Source organism: Alkalihalobacillus deserti (genome assembly GCF_020734105.1).
Lineage (GTDB): Bacteria > Bacillota > Bacilli > Bacillales > Bacillaceae_D > Halalkalibacter > Halalkalibacter deserti.
This window is the reverse complement of record NZ_JAJAFR010000015.1, coordinates 1-20,179: the sequence shown is the minus strand read 5'-3', so window position 1 is coordinate 20,179 and position 20,179 is coordinate 1. Positions and strand designations below refer to the sequence as shown.

General features: G+C 37.7%; 17 protein-coding genes and 1 pseudogene. 7 read left to right on the top strand and 11 right to left on the bottom strand.

The annotated features are described in order from the left end of the window. Positions 1-69: 69 nt before the first annotated feature. A complete protein-coding gene (locus tag LDX58_RS19550; protein WP_227938599.1) occupies positions 70-1,614 on the bottom strand; it encodes a hypothetical protein in 1,545 nt (514 codons plus the stop codon). 372 nt (positions 1,615-1,986) lie between these two features. On the opposite strand from LDX58_RS19550, the gene LDX58_RS19545 reads away from it, so the two are divergent. Further along, positions 1,987-3,771: a L,D-transpeptidase family protein gene (locus tag LDX58_RS19545; protein ID WP_227938597.1), complete on the top strand. Its 1,785-nt coding sequence runs from the start codon at positions 1,987-1,989 to the stop codon at positions 3,769-3,771. Positions 3,772-3,900: 129 nt separating this feature from the next. After that, the gene (locus LDX58_RS19540) at positions 3,901-4,299 is read left to right on the top strand and encodes a VanZ family protein (RefSeq protein ID WP_227938595.1); all 399 of its coding nucleotides are present in this window, start codon (positions 3,901-3,903) and stop codon (positions 4,297-4,299) included. 726 nt (positions 4,300-5,025) lie between these two features. Here LDX58_RS19540 and LDX58_RS19535 read toward each other — a convergent pair. The 3 genes from LDX58_RS19535 to LDX58_RS19525 form a co-directional block, all read right to left on the bottom strand. Next, complete coding sequence (locus LDX58_RS19535) at positions 5,026-6,132, bottom strand: CapA family protein (RefSeq protein WP_227938588.1); 1,107 nt, start codon at positions 6,130-6,132, stop codon at positions 5,026-5,028. Between the two features lie 885 nt (positions 6,133-7,017). Then, positions 7,018-7,179, bottom strand: coding sequence for a YwzD family small protein (locus tag LDX58_RS19530; RefSeq protein ID WP_227938586.1), 162 nt, complete (start codon positions 7,177-7,179; stop codon positions 7,018-7,020). Positions 7,180-7,388: 209 nt separating this feature from the next. Continuing rightward, the gene (locus LDX58_RS19525) at positions 7,389-7,598 is read right to left on the bottom strand and encodes a hypothetical protein (protein WP_227938584.1); all 210 of its coding nucleotides are present in this window, start codon (positions 7,596-7,598) and stop codon (positions 7,389-7,391) included. Positions 7,599-7,906: 308 nt separating this feature from the next. Here LDX58_RS19525 and LDX58_RS19520 point away from each other — a divergent pair, with 308 nt between their 5' ends. From LDX58_RS19520 to LDX58_RS19500, 5 genes are all read left to right on the top strand, one after another. Further along, on the top strand, positions 7,907-9,247 hold the full coding sequence (locus LDX58_RS19520) for a zinc-ribbon domain-containing protein (protein ID WP_227938582.1): 1,341 nt from the start codon (positions 7,907-7,909) through the stop codon (positions 9,245-9,247). Positions 9,248-9,258: 11 nt separating this feature from the next. Beyond that, positions 9,259-10,401: a S1C family serine protease gene (locus LDX58_RS19515; RefSeq protein ID WP_227938580.1), complete on the top strand. Its 1,143-nt coding sequence runs from the start codon at positions 9,259-9,261 to the stop codon at positions 10,399-10,401. A 210-nt stretch (positions 10,402-10,611) separates the two neighbouring features. Then, a complete protein-coding gene (locus LDX58_RS19510) occupies positions 10,612-11,661 on the top strand; it encodes a hypothetical protein (RefSeq protein ID WP_227938578.1) in 1,050 nt (349 codons plus the stop codon). A gap of 594 nt (positions 11,662-12,255) precedes the next feature. Beyond that, positions 12,256-12,435, top strand: a complete 180-nt coding sequence (locus LDX58_RS19505; RefSeq protein ID WP_227938576.1) for a small acid-soluble spore protein H — start codon at positions 12,256-12,258, stop codon at positions 12,433-12,435. 209 nt (positions 12,436-12,644) lie between these two features. Beyond that, positions 12,645-13,097: an NUDIX hydrolase gene (locus LDX58_RS19500; protein WP_227938574.1), complete on the top strand. Its 453-nt coding sequence runs from the start codon at positions 12,645-12,647 to the stop codon at positions 13,095-13,097. A 282-nt stretch (positions 13,098-13,379) separates the two neighbouring features. On the opposite strand, the gene psiE is transcribed toward LDX58_RS19500, so the two are convergent. The 7 genes and pseudogenes from psiE to LDX58_RS19465 form a co-directional block, all read right to left on the bottom strand. Then, positions 13,380-13,817, bottom strand: coding sequence for a phosphate-starvation-inducible protein PsiE (gene psiE, locus LDX58_RS19495; RefSeq protein WP_227938572.1), 438 nt, complete (start codon positions 13,815-13,817; stop codon positions 13,380-13,382). 206 nt (positions 13,818-14,023) lie between these two features. Further along, the gene (locus tag LDX58_RS19490) at positions 14,024-14,746 is read right to left on the bottom strand and encodes an amino acid ABC transporter ATP-binding protein (protein ID WP_227938570.1); all 723 of its coding nucleotides are present in this window, start codon (positions 14,744-14,746) and stop codon (positions 14,024-14,026) included. Next, on the bottom strand, positions 14,743-15,438 hold the full coding sequence (locus LDX58_RS19485; protein WP_227938568.1) for an amino acid ABC transporter permease: 696 nt from the start codon (positions 15,436-15,438) through the stop codon (positions 14,743-14,745). The genes LDX58_RS19490 and LDX58_RS19485 overlap by 4 nt, the downstream gene beginning before the upstream one ends. A gap of 27 nt (positions 15,439-15,465) precedes the next feature. Next, positions 15,466-16,287, bottom strand: a complete 822-nt coding sequence (locus LDX58_RS19480) for a transporter substrate-binding domain-containing protein (protein ID WP_227938567.1) — start codon at positions 16,285-16,287, stop codon at positions 15,466-15,468. A gap of 375 nt (positions 16,288-16,662) precedes the next feature. After that, positions 16,663-18,003 carry a DUF5667 domain-containing protein gene (locus LDX58_RS19475; RefSeq protein ID WP_227938565.1) on the bottom strand — a complete coding sequence of 447 codons (1,341 nt, stop codon included), beginning with the start codon at positions 18,001-18,003 and terminating at the stop codon, positions 16,663-16,665. A 282-nt stretch (positions 18,004-18,285) separates the two neighbouring features. Then, positions 18,286-18,972: a response regulator transcription factor gene (locus tag LDX58_RS19470; protein ID WP_227938563.1), complete on the bottom strand. Its 687-nt coding sequence runs from the start codon at positions 18,970-18,972 to the stop codon at positions 18,286-18,288. A gap of 249 nt (positions 18,973-19,221) precedes the next feature. Next, a pseudogene (locus LDX58_RS19465) lies at positions 19,222-20,179 on the bottom strand (hypothetical protein); the annotation flags it as partial.

Sequence of the window (20,179 nt, the reverse complement as noted above, 5' to 3'; positions counted from 1 at the left end):
TTCTTCACGTTACACAATCTCAGGTAGAGCTAAAATCATAAATTTATCAAGTTGTTAACGACCTAACTATTACTTTGCGTAAATAGTACCTGCACCTAAAACTGCTACAGTATGAGCCATGTTAGATGTCGTTAAACGATATCCACCATCGCCATTGTAATCATCAGCATTAAAAGCAAATTCAAGCTCTTCACCAGATTCAAGAACAAGCTTAACTTCTGAAGCATCCCCAACAGTGTCAAGTGAAACTGTTACGACTCTTACTACAAATGCATCTGCTACTATACCAATTTCAGCTGCCTTACCTAACGCGACAAATTCTGGCGCAGGAGGCTCTACTTCTTCCAATACTAGAGTAGTAGAATCTAATAGCTCTCCGTCTACATATAAATTAACATCATAAGAACCTGCTGGTAATTCTTCATCAAACGTATACGCTGATTCGAAAGAACCATCAACCTCAACAGCTACTGTACCAAGCTCTACAATAAGTTCATCTGAAACTAGCTCAAGTTCTACAGTATCAGTGTTTTCAGCCCAACCAGTAACGGTAATTGAAGTGTGGTCGAAGTCAATTACTTCAAGTCCACCATCGATTACTACTGGTTCTTCTTCTACTGGCTCTTCTTCCACTGGTTCTTCTTCCACTGGTTCTTCTTCCACTGGCTCTTCTTCAACCGGCTCTTCTTCAACCGGCTCTTCTTCAACCGGCTCTTCTTCAACCGGTTCTTCTTCAACCGGCTCTTCTTCAACCGGCTCTTCTTCCACTGGTTCTTCTTCCACTGGTTCTTCTTCAACCGGCTCTTCTTCCACTGGTTCATCAGTTAATTCAGCAAACACAGCTTTTGCCGCTTCTTCTTTCGCTTCTAATTGAGCGTCAACTTGTACATATCTTTCATAGAATCCAGGATAAAGAGCTTGACCTTTTTCTTTAAATGCTACAGCACGTTCTTTAACACGATCAAGTTCAGCAAATTTCGCTTCAGCTTCCTCAACTTTTCCTGCTTCTAGTAAACCATCAATTTCATTAACTAGATTATAAACAGAGATTTCCCACATTAATTGTTCACGGATCAGTTTGGCAGGTTGAACAAGATCATTACCTGCAATGGCACGATTTTCAGGTCCGTAAATACGGCTTATTGCACGCTCTGCATTTTTAATTTCAGAAGAAAGTGCGTCATACGCTTCAACTGTATCCGCAGTAACTTCATGACCTAAGTATTGTTGGAAGTTTTCAACCGCTACATTTAATGGTTGAATATGTTTACCAGCATCAATGATACGAGCAGCTCGAACACGTTGTACATCCGCATAACGTAGCTGATCGTTTAACCAAACACGCTCTGCCCCTTTAACAGGACCAATTGCCTTTTTAGCTTCTTCAATTGCTTGAAGTGTTACACTGTATTGTTTTTCGAATGCCGCTGTTGCTTCAAACTTACCTTTAGATACTAAATTGTAATGAGGGATAAGTTTGTTCGCTTCTAATTGAGCATTTTTTACTGATTCTTGTGGCGTTACAGCACTTGCATCAGCTGGTGTAGCAGCTACAAATGCAGCTGTAGCTAGTGTAGATACTAATGCAACTTTTGTTACTTTTTTCTTATTCAAGGAAAAAAGCCCCTTTCTTCTTATGTATTTATAGTAATTTCAACATTCAAATATAGAATGTACTTATCAAACTAGTACTCTGCTTCACTTTGATATTATTTCACAAATTATGTATGGAATCAATATAAATTTGAATTCTTGTAAAGCATTGGAAATGAATTTTTTTGTGTCATAAGAACTATCATAAGGCATTTTTTTCAAATTTTCTATTGTTTATATAAATAATTTTACAAATTATATCCGTCTTACATCTTATGTCTTATAACTTATTTTTTTATTTCATTAGATCTATTCGCTATAATTCTACACCCTTTTTATAAGTTAATGATTATACTAGTTTTACTTTGACTTTTATGATTGGTGGGTGTTTTGATGAAAAAGGTAATTTTGTCATTTTTATTAGTTTTTATTAGTCTTTTTTTTGCCAGTAATTCTGCTCATGCGTCAACTCAGGAACAATTAATTATTATTAATAAGTCTGTAAATGAACTAGCCTTTTTTGAAGGTGGGAAATTAGTAAGGACGTTTCAAGTAGCTACCGGTAGGAATTCAACTTTAACTCCTGAAGGCACATTTAGAATTGTAAATAAAATCACTAATCGTCCATATTACAGTGGAGGTATACCTGGGGGATCTCCTTCTAACCCATTAGGTGACCGTTGGTTAGGTCTTGACGCTCGTGGTACATACGGAACTACATATGCAATTCACGGAAATAATAATGCTAGTTCAATAGGGAACTATGTAAGTGCCGGCTGTGTTCGAATGCACAATGATGAAGTGAGATGGCTCTATTCACGAGTAAACCTAAATACTAAAGTTGTTATTACAAGTTCTAAGTCTTCCTTTGCAACAATCGCAGTAAGCCATGGGTATTTAAATCCAGAGCAAGCAAGATACATGGAGGCCGTTAAAGCCGGAAATGAGTTACAAAAGAAACTCACTTCTTTCAATCGTGCTATAAATAATGGGAACCTTCTTACTATTAATCAGTTATACGATGGATTTACTAAACAATTAAAAACGACAGAACAGAAGATTGGTCAAGTTTCAGGAAGTAGGAACCGTGATGAACTTGGCAATCGATACATCAGACCAGCCAAAGAGGCGATTGAAAGAACCATTTATGAAGTTTCTCAATACAGACTGATCCAACAAATCGAACAGTTAGCTATATCAAGCAACCTTTCAGAAGCGGAAAATGAAATGGCTAAACTAGAACGCCTGAAAAGACGTGCTGCTGAAATCAAGCTAGCCGGGAATTATAAAGATCTCCCAAGTAGTGTTAATCATACGCTTAGTGAACGTGAAGCTCGTGTTCAAGGTTCTATTCTAACTAGACGTTTAGCGGAATTTGAGAGCGCTATAAGCAGTGGAAATATGACTACAATTAATCATCTTTACGATCATTTCACTAGTCAATTACGATTAACAGAGTTGAAAATTGGTCAAGTTGCTGGAAGAAGCACTCGAGACAAACTTGGAAACCTGTATATTACTCCAGCCAAAGTGGCGATTGAGCGTACTATTTATGAAGTATCACAAATTCGCTTGATTCAATCAATTGAACAATTAGCTAAATCAGGTAGCCTTCAAAATGCAGAGAGTGAAATGGCAAAACTAGAACGTTTAAAAAGGCGAGCAGTGGAGATTAAACAAGCCGGTAACTATAAGCAACTACCTAATGCTGTCCACTATACACTTAAAGAGCGTGAAGCCCATGCTCAGGGTGCTATCATGTCTAGACACCTAATCGAGTTTAATTCCACAATTGACAGTGGTAATATCTCCACTATTGAAAATCAATACGACCCATTTACTAAACAACTAAAGATAACAGAGCAAAAAATAGGTCAAGTTTCTGGTGCCAGCACTAGATCTTCACTTAATAGCGATTACGTTACCCCTGCAAAAATAGCAGTCGAAAGAACGATTTATGAAGTATCAATGTTACGATTAATGACAGAAATTGATGAATTAATTACAAATAATCAGGTAGAACAAGCTAAATTAGATTATGCAATGCTTAACCGATTAGAAAGGCGGGCAGAGGAAATCAAAAAGGCTGGTCAATATAAAGCCCTTCCAGGTGCTGTAAATGACGAGTTATTATTGAGAAAACAAACAATAACTGAGCAGCTTTTTGGAAGCGAGTAATTGTTCGCAGTTAATATAGTTATCGTGACCCCTTTTATTCAGAAAAATGAGTATAAGGGGCTTTTCTTTGTCTACCATTTTTCATACTGAGCAGCTATTTTTCGTGTATAATCAACTTTGGGTGATAACATGAACAATTCTAAACTGTGGTGGTCGATAGCTCTAATCTGGTGTTTTGCTATTGCTATAGCCACAAGACAACCATTTTTCACAGGAGATTCTACAAAACAACTTTTATTAAATCCCTTTTTTGATTCAGCTATTTTAAATTACGTTCTAAGAAAAGCTACGCACCTCACTGCTTTTGGTTTGCTGGCACTTTTTCTCTGGCTCGCTTTACGGGGATCACAATACCGTTATTTTATCGCTTGGTTACTCGCATCGATTTACGGTGCCATTGATGAATGGCATCAATCCTTTCTACCAAATCGTTCCGCTTTGGTGACGGATGTTTTGATTGACTCATTAGGAGCTTTTCTCATGCTGATTTTTATTTATTGGATTAACAAGCGAAAAACCATTAAATAGTAACAGAAGATATGACACTATAGCTAGCTATAGTGTCATTTTATGCATGAGTATTAGTAAATACGAAGAAATTTGCCTGAAACTGATGAACGAAATTGACTTTGCTTGTAGGCGCTTTCTTATATAATTAGATTATGCTTTGTCATCCTTTCAAAGAAGAAAAGAGGTTGAACATATGAATAAGCATAATACCTTTTTAACTGGATTATTATGGGGCGTTTCCCTGAGTATTCCGTTATGGCTTTCTTTCTTTGGATGGATTAAATGGTTTTATGTATTTCTTTCTTAATTGCTGTCTTTAAAAAGAGGTGAACCCCTTATGGTAAGTAGTTCCGATAATGTGGAGAAAAAGTAAAAGAACAGTATAAATAACGAGTGAAATAACAAAACAATTAGCACACAAAAACGCTTGGATTATTAATCTAATCCAAGCTTATATATCTAATTTAAGATACGCCCCTATTAAATAAAGGGCGTTGACTGATGGTTAGCGGTCATACAATTTTCATGAGTCAAACGGACACCAGGTCCCTTATTTCAACAAATCTCTAAAAAAATATCCTCTATTTCGAGTAATAAGGTCTCCTGTGTCCGCTAAACATTTAAGTGATTACAAAACTATCTTGCTCGTACTTTAAGTGTACTTCTTCTCCACAAAAACGGAACTACTTCTCCTTAGGGGTTTACCTCTTTTGTTTTGTAATTTATTATTTGGACTATAAAAGTCTAATGGGTAAAATACTTCTGTGTATGATCACGCGTCTCTTCAAACGTCCTGCCACTAATTGACCCAAATTCAGTTTCAGCAAACGGGTACACTCGGTATGTTTCTTGTTCTACTATAGTTGGTTCAATATAAGGAGAATGAATACGTATCGTTGTTTCCTCAGCAGTCCAATTTTTCGTCACTTCAACAGTCGCTATCCCACCAATATCAGTAAGATCAAAATTTTGCGATGATATAAAGTTTCCTAAAGAATAAAAAACCGTCGTCTCATGCCCAGAATCCAGCTTAATCACTTCAATAGGCTGCAACACATGTGGATGATGTCCAAATATAATGTCGACTCCAGCTTCTGCTAGTTGTTGAGCGAATCGTCGTTGTTCTTCATTAGGTTCATTTTCATATTCAGCTCCCCAGTGCATGTGAACAATGAGGACATCTACTTTTGAACGAAGTCTCTTTACATCTTGCTCCATTCTTTCAGGATCGATTAAAGCAACAATGTCTTCATGTCCGGTTGGGATTGAAATACCATTTGTCCCATAGGTGTACGCCAACACACCTATGGTTACATCCTCAACCGATACAATCCGGTCTCTTGCTCGATCTATTGTATCCCTGTAAACCCCAACATAGTCCATATCAATTTTGTCATAATAATCTAATGCACTTTCTACTGCTGCTACCCCTCGGTCAAGCGTATGGTTATTCGCTCCAATCACCATGTCAATTCCAATTGTTTGCAGATTACTGGCAATCTCGTGAGGGCTATTAAAGCTTGGATAAGTTGACAGTACTAGCTCTTCTCCACCTGGCATGGATTCTTGATTAGCCATCATGAAATCAGGAGCTTGTAAAAGCGGTTCAACCAATTCCAACATTGGTAAAAAATCATATCCGTCCTCTGTCTTTGCTCGGTTATATACTCGACTATGTAATAAAACATCTCCAATCGAGCCAATGGTAATGCTGACTTCCTCTTCTATTAATTCAATGGTTTCAGACCCTACTATAGGTTCAGCGATTATCTCTTTAATCGCTTTTTCTTCTGTATACTGACAAGCCACTAAATTAACTATTAGAATAGCAATAATTAAAAATTGTTTCATGGACACCGTTGCCCCTTTCAAACTGTTTAGGAATTTCATCTATTATACAACTTAATAATAGGAAATTCGACAATTTTCCGGGAAATGAACGGTTTTGTATTGGGTGCCTGGCACCGCTTCTGATACCGCCACTGAATTTCGATTGATCATCTTAAATTTTTGCTATAGATACAGCTCAAATTACTTGGCGGCAGGATGGCTATTTCTTTTTATAAAGATAGACGACAATGGAGACTAGTCTTCATATGCCTTCCCCTTTCTGAGGGAGTTCAGTCGCCATCTGCTTTATGTAGTTTCACTCAATTTTCTGAAAAATCGTTTCTTTAATCTATGATCAAACACTTCTAACCAATCGTTCCTTGTTAAGGTTCCTGCCCCCCACCTTATTAAAGCTTTTGTGTACTAGAGGTCTGGAATCCATATCGGATTTTAAACTATTGGAATCCATCGACGCCCAGATACAAAACACAGCATTCTGATTACCTTCTATCTCACTTTTTGTCGTTAAATAACTCCTTTATCACTGACAAACTTCATCATACTTCTCCTATCCTATTTGCTAAAATAGGTAAGAAATAACATATAGAGGTGAGGATTATGTACTTTGAAAACTTACTTAATGTAGTTTTAGGTCAGAGAGAAATTCTTCATATTATTGAGTGCCCTGTATGTGAATTTGATGAAGTTTATTACAAAAGTCCTCTTACCAACGAGCAACTAGGAAGGGCTTGCTCCAAGTGTAACTTTGTTCAGAAATTTGACTTTACTGAGAGAGAGCTTATTTAGAGATCGCACAAAAATTTCTTATATAATTTTTCCCCAATTAAAAAGAAAAAGTTCTAAGCGACTGACTTGCTTACAAGTACTGTTGCTTCGAACTTTTATTTATTTCTCGGGCTTAACATATGGCTTTAAGACTGCGGAAATTTCGTCTACTAATTGTTTAGACGTCACATTAGCAGACTCCGTACCTTTTTTATATGCAGCTTCTAATATTTTCAACAGACGTTCTTGTGTTAACATCTCGACTTCTTTAAGCACACTCATTTCTTCTCTCCCCACAAATGGTAGTTAATGCTCTGTCTCTATTGACAAAGACTACTAGAACACTAAGCTACTTTAAATCATTTACATATAATAACACCCAAAAAAAGGAAATGGAATAACAATTAATCAACACATTCCGGGTGATTGCAGCACGCACTACTAGACTTGGTCTAGTTTTTTCAATTTCTGACTATTTTTCTAAAATCCCTTCAATACTCCTGATCTTCTTCTTCTATTTCTTCTGTTTTCTCTTCAACTTCTTCATCCTTATATACATCATTATCTACTTCAATTAATTCTTCGAAACCCTCATCATCTTTAATAGTTTTCAGCTTCTGAAGTCCCTTCTGCTGTTGCTCCTTCTTGAGTTGATGGATCTTCACCTTCTTGCTGAACCGTTCCTCCACTTTTAGAATCATTTTCTTGCTCATGATTATCCGCAGAAGCTTGTCCTGTTACCAAAGTAAAAAACGAAAGTCATTATCTACACACTAGTAGCTAAAACATTTCGAACGTTTGCACTCGACATAAAGAACTCCAAATAAAGAACTCCAAAATTGTTTTTTATTAATCTATACGAAAAGACTTTAATTTTTTAGGGGGGGCTTTTGAAATTTTATTACTGTGACAATCACCCGAATAAATTGTTTATCAATTGGCATTGTCTAATCTTGTATAATAATCTACTATTATAGTAAATATAAACTTGATTAGGAGGATTTTAATCATGTTTTGTCATAAATGTGGTGAGCAATTGCTTGAGAAATCTCGTTTTTGTTCGAACTGTGGTGAAAAGGTCTTAACGACAGAGGAACGTGTTGAACAGACGCTAGATACAAAAGAGATATCCCTGGGCTCTGAGTTACATACTTCTGAAAAATCTAGACTAGATCAAGAGCTTTCCCGGACAATTACCGAAAACCAAACAACTGCAGTAGCAGAGATAGCGGCAACAACTGAAGCTTTTGAACCAGAAGAAGATGAAGGTCAAACAATACAACAAACCGATGTTCCCCGTGGTCGCTTTCTAAAAAAACTACCAATCCTGATTCCAGTCGTTAGCTTGTTATTAGCCGGTGGAGGTGTATCAGCATCCTATTTTAATGAAACAAATAAGAATGAAAAAGTTCTTGCTTTGCAGCAGTCAGCTGAGACCGCTGCCTTAAATGGTGAATATACAAAGGCTGAAAAAGCGTTGCAAAGCGCGCTGCACATGCGTCCAGCTTATGCAGTCTTGCAGCAGGACATGGAAGCTGTTCATCGTGCCTCTAGTAATATGGCTGAGCTAACAGCTATTAGCGAAAAAATTAAAGAGCAGAACTTTGTCGAAGCGGAGGATATTCTTTCTTCATTAAAGGAAACGATCGAATCTGAAGTTGACCCGTTATTTGAACCTTTTACAGAGTTAATCGAGGCCAAGGAAGTAACGATAACCGTCGGGAAAATAAAACAGGAACTAAGTGAGTTAACAACTGTTAATCAGTTGATAAATAAGCTCACTCTGGTTGCTAGATTACCTTCAGAAGAAGCAGCCGCGGTCAAAGAACAAATTCTCACAAAAATTGTTCAAATATCGAGTGACCATGCAGAGCAACAATTACAGAAAAAGCAGTTTTCAGATGCCATTGCGACTATAAATCAAGGACTTGAATACGCAACAGATAATAAAACGCTTCTTTCTTTCAAGGAAAAAATTGAACAGGAACAAGCTGCATTTGAAGAAGCCGAGCAGACGCGACTAGAACAGGCGATAGAGGCCGCAGCTAGAGAGGACTTACAAAATTATACTGCAGCTGTTGAGATCACGTCATTTGAATATGAAGTCGATGAATATGGTGACTTATATCTATATGGAGAAGTGACAAACGTAGCGACGAAAGACATTTCTTCCGTTACGATTGATTATACGATTTACGATTTAGAGGGCAACTCTCTTGATGATCGTTCGACTACAGTCTACCCCTATTATGTAAATCGAGGAGAACAAGGCTCGTTCGAGGATGTTGTGTTCTATCTTTCGCAAGATGTAAACGTTGAAGTTGATAACATAACTTGGTTTGTCGAGTAAGGAGGGAAGAAATGAAGAAGCAGTGGATAATTAGTTGCATTGCGACTATGATGATCTGGGGTGCCGCCGCGTATGGATTTACGTTCGTAAAGAGATCTGTTCCAGACCAACTTAACGCCCCATCGACCATATTGGCAGGAGAACTGATTGCATCAGAGGAAGTCTCTACACCAGCTGAATCAAAGGAATTAAAAGAAATTATCCATGAAACGCAAAAGCTAGTCGTTCAGATTGAAACAGCAAATGACTCCTTAGGTTCTGGCTTTTTATATAATGATCAAGGAGATGTGGTGACAAATGCCCATGTCGTTGCTGGTGCAACAGATGTACAGGTGAAAACGACAGACAACCGTGAATTCGCCGGAAAGGTCATTGGAATCAGCGAAAGTACAGATGTTGCCGTGGTCCGTGTTGATGGGTTAAAAGGAACGGAACCATTAAAAGTGAGTAGAGAGCAGTTCGCAGAAATAGGTGATGAAGTTCTTGCATTAGGCAGCCCACTAGGATTTCAAAATACGGTCACGACTGGGATTATCAGTGGAGTGAATCGCGACTTTGAGTTACCTCCTTATCACTTTGAGGACGCCTATCAAATTTCAGCACCGATTGCACCAGGAAATAGCGGAGGACCTCTAATTAATAGTGACACAGGTGAAGTTCTCGGCATTAATTCTGCGGAGGCTGATCAAGGATCGATTGGATTTAGTATTCCACTACCAAACGTTATTACGTTAATTGAGGGATGGTCCAAGGCACCAATGACTACCTTACCAAATATCGTGGAAAATGCAGCTGGTTATGCATATGACGGAGAAAGGGATTTAGACGAAGATTTAGCAGAATATCTAGTAAGCTACTTCTATGATAGCCTCAATGTTCAAGACTACGTAACAGCGTATTCTTTAATAGGAAGCTCTTGGCAGGGGAAAACGTCCTATGAATCGTTCCGTGAGGGCTATTTAGATACTAAATCAGTCGTCATTGATGATTTAATCGTTAAAACAGAAGAGGACACAATCGTTACGGCCATCATTACAGCCGAAGAGCGAAAGAACGGCAGCCATACGTATAGTAAATACAAAGTGACCTATGCGGTAGGATATGAGAATGATCAGATGAAGATTTTGTCTGGTAAAGGGGAAGTGATAGACTAAGCAGTTGGGAATCCAACTGCTTTTTCTGTGTTGTTTGTGTTGTTCATCTAAGGTGCCAGGCACTGCATTCATTCTGCTAAGTCCGGGAGCACTGTTACTATCCTTCACAAATCTCGCATTTTAAATAAATTACAGCATAAACCTCTCACCAAACGCATAACCATTTAATAGATTACGAATAGAATCCCTTTAAATGGAGGTGTCGAACCAATGGTACTCCTTGCGCAAAAAGAGGTAGAAGCGATCATGAGCAAATTGAATGATGAGCAAGTCTACTTTCTGACACACAGAATGAAAATTAAAAAGAAGAGCCGATGGTTACAAGTACTAGCAAACTACAAAGGAATAGACATAAACGAAACGATGAGCCACCAAGACATCGAAGGAAAAATTAAGGATTGGGTTTTGATAGACATTTTGGATGGCGGATATAAGAAACGGCCTCATAAGTGCGATTGCGGTCAATCCCTTCGCTTCCAATATCTCATCCAAAACAAAAAAGAAGGCGCAGTAAGATATCTAGGGGAGAACTGTTTCGAAAACTACCTCTCCCTTCCTTCTTCTGTAATTAAAGATGTGAAAAACGGGATGTATGCAATCGATCTTGAAAGAGATGATATTCTAGTTAAATATAAAAAGAACTTATTTTACCCTTTAGCTTCTTATCTGCATTTATCTCTCCCTCAGGACATTATTGACCAATATGAAGCAGGGCTTCCGTTATCCGATAACCAAATTGCACTGGTCGAGCGGATTAACGCACGCTACGAGGAAGAAAAGAAATTATCGTTTCTGTTCCAACGATTAAATATCAAACAACAACAGTTTGTTTCAAAAATGAACCCGGAAGATCGGAGAGAATTGCTTCTATCCATTGAAGATGGAATAGTAGAAGGTTTTTTTCAAGATGAAGAAATCTCGGAATATGAGGAAACCACTCAAAGACAAATCCAACTGCATCTCCCACTCCTTGAACGACAAAAAGTGGAAGTAAAAGAATGGAAATTGGCAAAGAAAAGACAAGAACAATTACATTCCTTGACTCTTGAACAACGAGAATTCGTTCTCTCTTTTACCAAAGAAGAGCAAGAGGCACTGCTAGATCGTGTCCAAAAACCACTTTATTATTCTATTGAAAGTATTAAGAACCTTCCACTAGATGCTCGTATCAAAAAACAAGTCGAGTTGAATTTGCCTTTGTTAAAAGAACAACTTTATAAGATAAATGTAGCGCAAAATCGGTTCCAAAATCTTTCCTGACCCCTAACGCTTAAACCTGTAATACTCCAAGGCAAGGTCAGCGATGATCTCTTTTAAGGAGGACGATTAGCTAAGAATAGAGAAAAACTATTTCCTCGGAAGTAAGGTGCTCAATCTTAAATGGAAAAGAATGATCAATTTTAATTGTGCAAACCGATCAAATTTATTTGTGATTGTTCAATTGATGTAATTACACGCAGCTTGAATTGCTTCGACAAACTGAGAGTTTATAGAAATAGCTACCCCTTTTTATAATAGACGATGGTTATGGCTAATGTTAGTACTCCTAATCTTACTAGACTAAATTGAGCCGTTAAACTCCAATTCTGATGGCGTCACCCGATTATTCGGGACCTTCCAATTAATTGTGCTCGTCTTTATCATTCATATGATCGCCCGAACATCACGTTTACCTTTTCAACAATATAGTCGACACAAAAAATTTTTCTGCTAATTTATAAAAAACAATGTGATTTTTTTGAATATTATTAAGTTACTATCATGCAAGGCTAATCGGTCCCTTCAAGAAAAATTGTATATCCATTTAATCAACTGCAAATAGTATAAACATTATCTCTTAAGGAGGTGGCTAAAATGGACGCACAACGAGCACAAGAAATTTCATCTTCAACTAATATGGTAACTGTTATGTATAACGGGGAACCTATCTACATTGAACATGTGGACCAAGACCAGGAAACTGCTACAATCCATCCCCTTAACACTCCAGATATTAAACAAAGTGTTGCTGTAACCAGCTTGACAGAAGAGTAATCTCAACAATTTTTTCTGACAAATTTACTACAAACCCCCACCCAGATTCTGGTGAGGGTTTCCTTTACATAAAACATGTCCTTACTTATTATTTTATCTTGCACTTAAAATCAAGGTAATAATAGGATTCTACCTTAAGCTACACTGTTTATAGTTAGGATAAAACGTTTTCATGTAAAATATAAGCGAAAAAAAATGAGGTGGTCTATTTGGATTACATCAAGCTACTTCGAGATCTAGTTGGTAGCATGCCGATTATTCTTAACTCTGCAGGAGTTATCATTAGAAAACAACAGCAAGTTCTACTCTCTTACCGAATCGATACCAATAATTGGGGCATTCCAGGTGGTTATATGGAATTGGGAGAAACCTTGGAGGAAACTGCTAAACGAGAAATACAAGAAGAACTGAATCTATCGATCAATCAGATGAACTTATTCCATGTCTTTTCTGGCAAGGACTTTTATCATCAATATCCAAATGGGGATAAAGTTTATAGTATTATTGCCATTTATCTAGTCGATTCAACAATTGGTGAAATAAAAGTCGATGATAAAGAAATATCTAGATTTAACTATTTTGATTTGAATAACTTACCTGTTGAAATGACGAAAACAACTCGGCAGATTTTAAAGATCTATCGGGATATCGCAGTCGGTTGAAATTAATTTTTTTCATCTTCGAACTTTTAATGCTGATCAGAATAGTAGAAATTAATTCCACCCATTAAAAGAAGGAGTCTTTAACTCCAAACAAGGAAAGCTAAACTATAAACAACAAACACCACCAGAATTAATCTAATAATCTGGTGGTGGTTTATTTCATTTATTGAAGTGATCTCGATCTAGCTGCAAGAAATGCTCATCTATAAATGTTTGTAAAGGCTATTTTAAGAATAAAAAAGTAGGCCATCCCCTTTTTTAGGAGTGACAAATCACGAACACTTACTCCTCCTTCTTTAAGTTCTTAACTTCAGGTCTTTCACGAGGCGTCATGTTCATAATGAAATAGCCAATAATTAACACTAAAATAACAAGGGTAAACAACAACGTGTCGAACGGGTTATCATGTTCAACAATAATTAATCTCACCATCGCCGTAATACCAATGTACATAAAATACCGGAGTGGAAAGTGGTATTCCTCTTTGAAATACTTTACAATCATCGCAATAAACTCAAAGTATAAAAAGAAAACAAGGATTCTAGCAAGGAAGACCTTATAATCATTAGCACCATCTGCCACTAAAATCTGAGCAAATACGACCAATTCCTTCACTAATAAAAAAGAAAGTATTCCAGCTAAGCAGACTAGAGAAACATTCAAAACGACTTGAAAAACCTTCGGAACCATTTTTAGGAAATAGCCATAATTTCTTCTCATCGTTTACCACCCCTCCTCACCTTTTATATTCGACCATTATTTGCTTTTACCCTTTTCATTTTTCATTTTATACTGGCACATTTTTTACTCAACGCTCTTATTTGGAAGCCTAGTGCTGGTCCCACCATATTAATGCTTTAACGCATTGGGGGTCAGGCATCCCAAATGGGCGACAAAATCTAACAATGTTCTGGTCGTGACAGGCACTACAACACCTTCGACAAAAATGCCTTCGTCCTCTCATGCTGCGGATCCCCAAACAAGTCTCCTGGCTTACCTTGCTCCACAATATAACCGCCATCCATGAAAATAACGCGATCCGCTACTTCTTTCGCAAATCCCATTTCATGAGTCACGATCACCATCGTCATTCCTTCTTTTGCTAGATCCTTCATCACATCTAACACATCGCCAACCATCTCTGGGTCAAGTGCTGATGTTGGTTCATCAAATAACATAATCGTCGGTTCCATCGCCAACGCACGAGCAATCGCAGCCCGTTGCTTTTGACCACCTGATAGATTATCGGGATAGACACCAGCCTTATCCGACAATCCCACTTTCTCCAAAAGACCTTTACCTAAGCTGTCAATTTCCACTTTCGTCTTGTCTTTTAAACGCTTTGGAGCAGCTGTAACGTTTTCTAAAACGGTCATATGTGGAAATAAGTTGAATTGTTGAAACACCATCCCGAGTTTTTGACGCATTTTATTAATATTGTTTTGCGGATCGGTAATATCGGTTCCTTCTATATAAATAGAGCCGCCAGTTGGTTCCTCTAAGCGGTTAATGCATCTTAGGAACGTACTTTTCCCTGAACCGGATGGCCCAATCACACAGACGACTTCTTGTGATTGAATGTCCATACTCATATCCTTGAGAACTTCGAGATCCCCAAAAGACTTTTGCAAGTTTTTAATTTTGATCATGCTACATCTAATCTCCTTTCAAGCCAACGGGAAAATAACGTGAGGATATAAATTAAGATGAAATATAAAATACCGACCATCCCTAATATTTCAAAGGCACGGAAATTCATCGCGTATATCGATTGTCCCGACATCGTTAATTCGGCAATCCCGATGACCGATAGAAGTGACGTGTCTTTAATACTAACAATAAACTGATTAACAAACGCTGGAATCATACGGCGAACGGCCTGAGGCAAAATGATGATTCTCATCGTCTCCCCGTATGAAAATCCAAGTGTTCGACCCGCTTCCATTTGCCCTTTATCAATTGAATTAATCCCAGCACGGAAAATTTCAACTAAATAAGCACCGGCATTAATGCTTATCGCAATAATACCCGCTGCGAACGCAGACATCGTAATTCCCGTTGCTGACGGTAAACCAAAATAAATAAATAAAATTTGCACTAAAATCGGTGTGCCTCTGATTGCATCTACGTAAATCGTTGCGATTATTTTTAACAGCTTATTTGTAGAAATGCTGCATAAACCTAATACCAATCCAATCACTAGTGCAATTAAAAGAGAAATGACCGTAATGACAATCGTCATCCACATCCCTTTTAACAACACTGGCATCGCATCGATGATGATCGTTATCGTATCAATCGTCGTTTCCTCCCATCTTGTTTCTAAAAAAGGTGAGACCATAAAGTCGCACCTTTTCTAGAAAACTGCTTATTCAGCGAAATATGATTCGTAAATTTCGTCGTATTGTCCGTTTCCAATGATTTCAGCAAGACCCGCATCCAACTTTTCTAGTAAACCTTCTGCCCCTTTTGAAACAGCAATTCCGTAATCTTCACCTGTTAGACGGTCGCCGACGATCCGAATTTCCGTGTCCTCACCATCTGTTGCAATTTTATAAGCAACACTTGGATAGTCATTAATTAAGGCATCGCCATTCCCAGATATCACTTCCATGTACATCGTTGCATCTTCTTGAAGTACGATTTCATCTCCATTGTACTGTTCAATAAATTCTCTCGCTTTTTCAAGACCAGATGTACCTTGTTTCGCAACGATTGTTGCTCCTGCTAAATCTTCAATGCTGTTAATCTCACTATCTTTAGGCACGACAAGAGATAAACCAGATTCAAAATAAGGTGCTGTGAAATCAACGACTTCCGCACGATCATCCCGAATCGTGATTGCCGATACAGCCGCATCTACTTGATTCGCTTGCAGTGCAGGAATGATTCCACCAAATTTCATGATTTCCCAGTTCACTTCTAGATTTTGATTCGCAGCGATCGCCTCTACGATTTCAACATCAAAACCAGTTAATTCGCCATCAACCATGTACTCAAATGGTGGATAGTCTTGTACAACAGCAACAGAAATCGTTTGAACTTCATCCGCATCCGGTGCCTCTTCCCCTGTTTGCACATCCTCCGATGTTCCACATGCAGCTAGTACCATCAATGATGCTGCTGTCACAAACGCGGTAAGCATATCTCTCATTTTTAAACTCTGTCTATTTCTTTGACCAGTTTTCAAGAAAATTCCCCCTTTTTTTGTTTGAAAACTTATTGACCCTATAACTTTAATCACTTTCAAAACAATTGGCAAAGTTGGTAAATTCTGAAATTTCACTATATAGCATGTTACATTGTAGTAAGGCGATGTGACTTCTTCATCCTTTTCATTTCCTCTAAGATGAGTTTATATCCTCTTGATCCCTCGTTCTCCAATATTTAACTGAAGTTTTCTTCTTCTAGTTTCCCTCTAGTCTCTTACATTAAAGTCCAAACTAGCGAGTAAAAGAAAAAGAACCAAAGCCGATTAGCTCTAGTTCTTCATGTTCAAACCGTATGTATCCTGACTTTTTTAGGTACAACGCACAGTGATGCAACACGGTCCTCTATTTTTTACTTAATTCCCTTTTCCAGCTTCCTCACGTTGACTTTTAGCCTCTTCAGATCTACTATTTTCATTGTTTACTTCTTTTTTATTTTCTTCTGCTTGTTTAGCTGCTTCTTTTTCTTTCTTTACTTCTTCACGTTGCTTTTCTTCAGCTTTTTTAGCTGCTTCTCTTTCTTTCTTTGCATCTTCACGTTGCTTTTCTTCAGCCTTTTTAGCTGCTTCTCTTTCTTTCTTTGCATCTTCACGTTGCTTTTCTTCAGCCTTTTTAGCTGCTTCTCTTTCTTTCTTTGCGTCTTCACGTTGCTTTTCTTCAGCCTTTTTAGCTGCTTTATTTTCTTGATCTTGAACGTCTTTTGCTGCTGTTACCGTCTCGTCTGCAGTTACATCTTCGGTCACGGCTTCGTTAAGTTCGTCCGTTTCTTCCATAGACTCGTCTGCTTGAATTTCATCAGAAGCCAATTCTTCTTCGCTAACTACTTTCTCTTCTAGCTTGGCTAATTTTTTATTGATTTTCTTTTCAAGTCTTTCTTGAGCCTTTACAATATTCTTTTGTAAAGATAATTTTGCTTGTGGATTTTTCACTTTATCTAGAGCTGCTTGAAGCGCAAGGATGTTCGCAGAAAACTTTGCTTCAAGTTCATCGCGAATCGAATCTAATTGATCCTCTTCTTGTGTATCCTCATCATTTTCAAGAGCTACTTCTTCATCTTCAGTTACCTCTTCTTCTGCAACCACTTCTTCTTCTTCAGTTACCTCTCCATCTTCGGCAACCACATCTTCTTCTTCAGTTACCTCTGCATCTTCGGCAACCTTTTCTTCTTCAGTTACCTCTTCTTCTTCGGCAACCTCTTCTTCAGTTAAGCTTTCATATTTTCCTAATGCTAATTCCTGTTGGTCAAGAGCTTCTTGAAGAACTTCATAAGCTAAATCGTCTTCCCCTTCAGCAAATAAGACTGCTGCCTCTTTGATACGCTCTTGGGTAAACGAAATCAATAATTCAGCTTCTTTTACATCGTCAAATGTCAAGGCAAGTTGAATGTTCTCCATTACTTTTTTAGTGAAATAAAAGAGATCACCAGGAAGAAGTGAAGGTGTTTCTACTACAACGTCTTCCTCGGTATGAACATCATTACCAATTTCAATTGAATCTTCTACTATTACTTCATTTTGAGTAGTTTCATTTTCTGAAGACCCCTCTGTTGTTTCCCCAACTTGAGAGTTCGCTTCTGGCTCATGATTATCCGCATAAGCTTGTCCTGTTACCGAAGTAAAGGCTAAAGCCGTTGTGATCACACCAGTAGCTAAAACATTACGAACATTTTTACTGAAAAGCATTTTGTTTTTTGACATTATAATAATCCCTCCAAAAATGGTTTACATTACTCTTTACGAAGCGACTTTCTATTTTTAGGGGGTGTCTTTGAAATTTTTTAAAAACTTATTCTTTTCCTTATTTACTTTAGAGAAAAACCCACCATTGATCACTCGCAAATATTCTGACCGTTAAACTTGGAAAATCGATCAAAATAAAAGAGAGTCGATCCTTATCTGAAATAATGACCGACTCTCTTTTTCTGTTACTGTTATTATTTCTCGACAAAATCTAACAATCTTCGGGTTGTGACAGGCACGCTACACTTCAAACTTATAACCGACACCCCAAACTGTACGCAGCACATCACAACCAATTTTTTTAAATTCATTTCTAATTTTCTTTACATGAGCATCGACTATACGGATATCTCCCAAAAAGTCATATCCCCAAACATGTTCAAGTAAAGTCTCACGTGTATAGACATTACCGGGAATTTTAGCCAGGTGCACCAATAAATCAAATTCCTTTGGTCTTAAAGTCACTTTCTCACCTTTAACAATCACTTCTCTCCGATCAACATCAATCTTGATTTCCCCATAATCATATGTAAAGCTTTGTTCTTTTACTATATCTCTGCTTGTCGAGTCCACTCTTCTTAAAACGGCTTTCATTCGAGCGACAAGTTCTCTTGGACTAAATGGTTTGATGATGTAATCATCGGCTCCCAACTCTAAACCAAGAACTCGGTCAAATTCATCACCACTTGCTGTTAACATAATAATAGGCAGATTCGATACTTTTCTAATCTCACGACAAACATCATAACCATCCATTTCAGGCATCAGTTTATCTAAAATAACCATATCCACTTGTTTTTCTAATGCTAAATCTAACGCATCCCTGCCATTGTCAGCTTCAACCACGTTAAAATTTTGCTTTTTTAAATAATGGAAGATAATCGCTCTAATATTGTCGTCATCATCAGCTACCAGAACATTAAGCAAATAAAACCTCTCCTTTAATTCCTAGTATTCTAGTATTATTGTGGAAGTGTGCATTTGAAAGAAGCTTTTACACTTATACACGGTAGCATTAACAATCAGGGTGTTACAAGGGACATAAGTTTGAAACTAGTGCCTAACTTCTTTCCAATTCTAAACTTAACGACTTACATAAGTCCCAGTTAATGGTTTTCCATAAGAAAGAGGAACCCTTTTTCAGGTTCCTCGATCAATTTACATTCCCAATTATACTTATTTTAAGAAAGAAATAAAGTTTGAGTAAGCCGTCTTCACGCTATCATAATATCCAACTAGCTTATCCAAAGTACTTTCATATTTTACATTCGTGTCCGTTTGTACATCAGCATCAGCCTCAGCGCCAAGATCTGCTTCTGCACTAGTATTTCCCGCATCTGCTGTACTTACTTCTACTGCTGGTGCTACTTCATCTACTACTGAATCTACTTCTTCTGTTCCTTCTTCTACTACTGGTGTTACTTCATCGGCTACTTGATCTGCTTCTTCTGTTCCTTCTTCTACTACTGGTGCTACTTCATCTACTACTGAATCTACTTCTTCTGTTCCTTCTTCTACTACTGGTGTTACTTCATCAAGCACTGGATCTGTTCCTTCTTCTACTACTGGTGTTACTTCATCAAGCACTGGATCTGTTCCTTCTTCTACTACTGGTGTTACTTCATCAAGCACTGGATCTGTTCCTTCTGTACCTTCTTCTACTACTGGTGTTACTTCATCAAGCACTGGATCTGTTCCTTCTTCTACCACTGGTGCTGCTTCATCAAGCACTGGGTCTGATTCTTCTGTTCCTTCTTCTACTACTGGTGCTGCTTCATCGACTACTGTATCTACTTCTTCTGTTTCTTCTTCTACCACTGGTGCTGCTTCATCAAGCACTGGATCTGCTTCTTCTGTTACTGGCTCAGTCTCAAGGTTTTGAAGAGTATTCTCAATGTAGAAACCTTGATAGCTAATTAACTGATCATAAAGATTGAAAATAGATTGATAGTTATCGTAAATTTCGTTTTCAAGAGCATCATCACTAGCAACGTCTTCGGTATCATTTACAACTTCATCTGTACTATCTGTTTCTTCTACTACTTCTTCTGTTCCTTCATCTTCTGTGCTATCTGTTTCTTCTACTACTACTTCTTCTGTTCCTTCATCTTCTGTGCTATCTGTTTCTTCTACT

What these genes read in the sequence shown, in the direction of transcription:
- LDX58_RS19545 (WP_227938597.1), top strand. Translation starts at nt 1,987, where the DNA reads ATGAAAAAGGTAATTTTGTCATTTTTATTAGTTTTTATTAGTCTTTTT.
- LDX58_RS19540 (WP_227938595.1), top strand. Translation starts at nt 3,901, where the DNA reads ATGAACAATTCTAAACTGTGGTGGTCGATAGCTCTAATCTGGTGTTTT.
- LDX58_RS19535 (WP_227938588.1), bottom strand. Translation starts at nt 6,132, where the DNA reads ATGAAACAATTTTTAATTATTGCTATTCTAATAGTTAATTTAGTGGCT.
- LDX58_RS19530 (WP_227938586.1), bottom strand. Translation starts at nt 7,179, where the DNA reads ATGAGTGTGCTTAAAGAAGTCGAGATGTTAACACAAGAACGTCTGTTG.
- LDX58_RS19525 (WP_227938584.1), bottom strand. Translation starts at nt 7,598, where the DNA reads ATGATTCTAAAAGTGGAGGAACGGTTCAGCAAGAAGGTGAAGATCCAT.
- LDX58_RS19520 (WP_227938582.1), top strand. Translation starts at nt 7,907, where the DNA reads ATGTTTTGTCATAAATGTGGTGAGCAATTGCTTGAGAAATCTCGTTTT.
- LDX58_RS19515 (WP_227938580.1), top strand. Translation starts at nt 9,259, where the DNA reads ATGAAGAAGCAGTGGATAATTAGTTGCATTGCGACTATGATGATCTGG.
- LDX58_RS19510 (WP_227938578.1), top strand. Translation starts at nt 10,612, where the DNA reads ATGGTACTCCTTGCGCAAAAAGAGGTAGAAGCGATCATGAGCAAATTG.
- LDX58_RS19505 (WP_227938576.1), top strand. Translation starts at nt 12,256, where the DNA reads ATGGACGCACAACGAGCACAAGAAATTTCATCTTCAACTAATATGGTA.
- psiE (WP_227938572.1), bottom strand. Translation starts at nt 13,817, where the DNA reads ATGAGAAGAAATTATGGCTATTTCCTAAAAATGGTTCCGAAGGTTTTT.
- LDX58_RS19490 (WP_227938570.1), bottom strand. Translation starts at nt 14,746, where the DNA reads ATGATCAAAATTAAAAACTTGCAAAAGTCTTTTGGGGATCTCGAAGTT.
- LDX58_RS19485 (WP_227938568.1), bottom strand. Translation starts at nt 15,438, where the DNA reads ATGGTCTCACCTTTTTTAGAAACAAGATGGGAGGAAACGACGATTGAT.
- LDX58_RS19475 (WP_227938565.1), bottom strand. Translation starts at nt 18,003, where the DNA reads ATGTCAAAAAACAAAATGCTTTTCAGTAAAAATGTTCGTAATGTTTTA.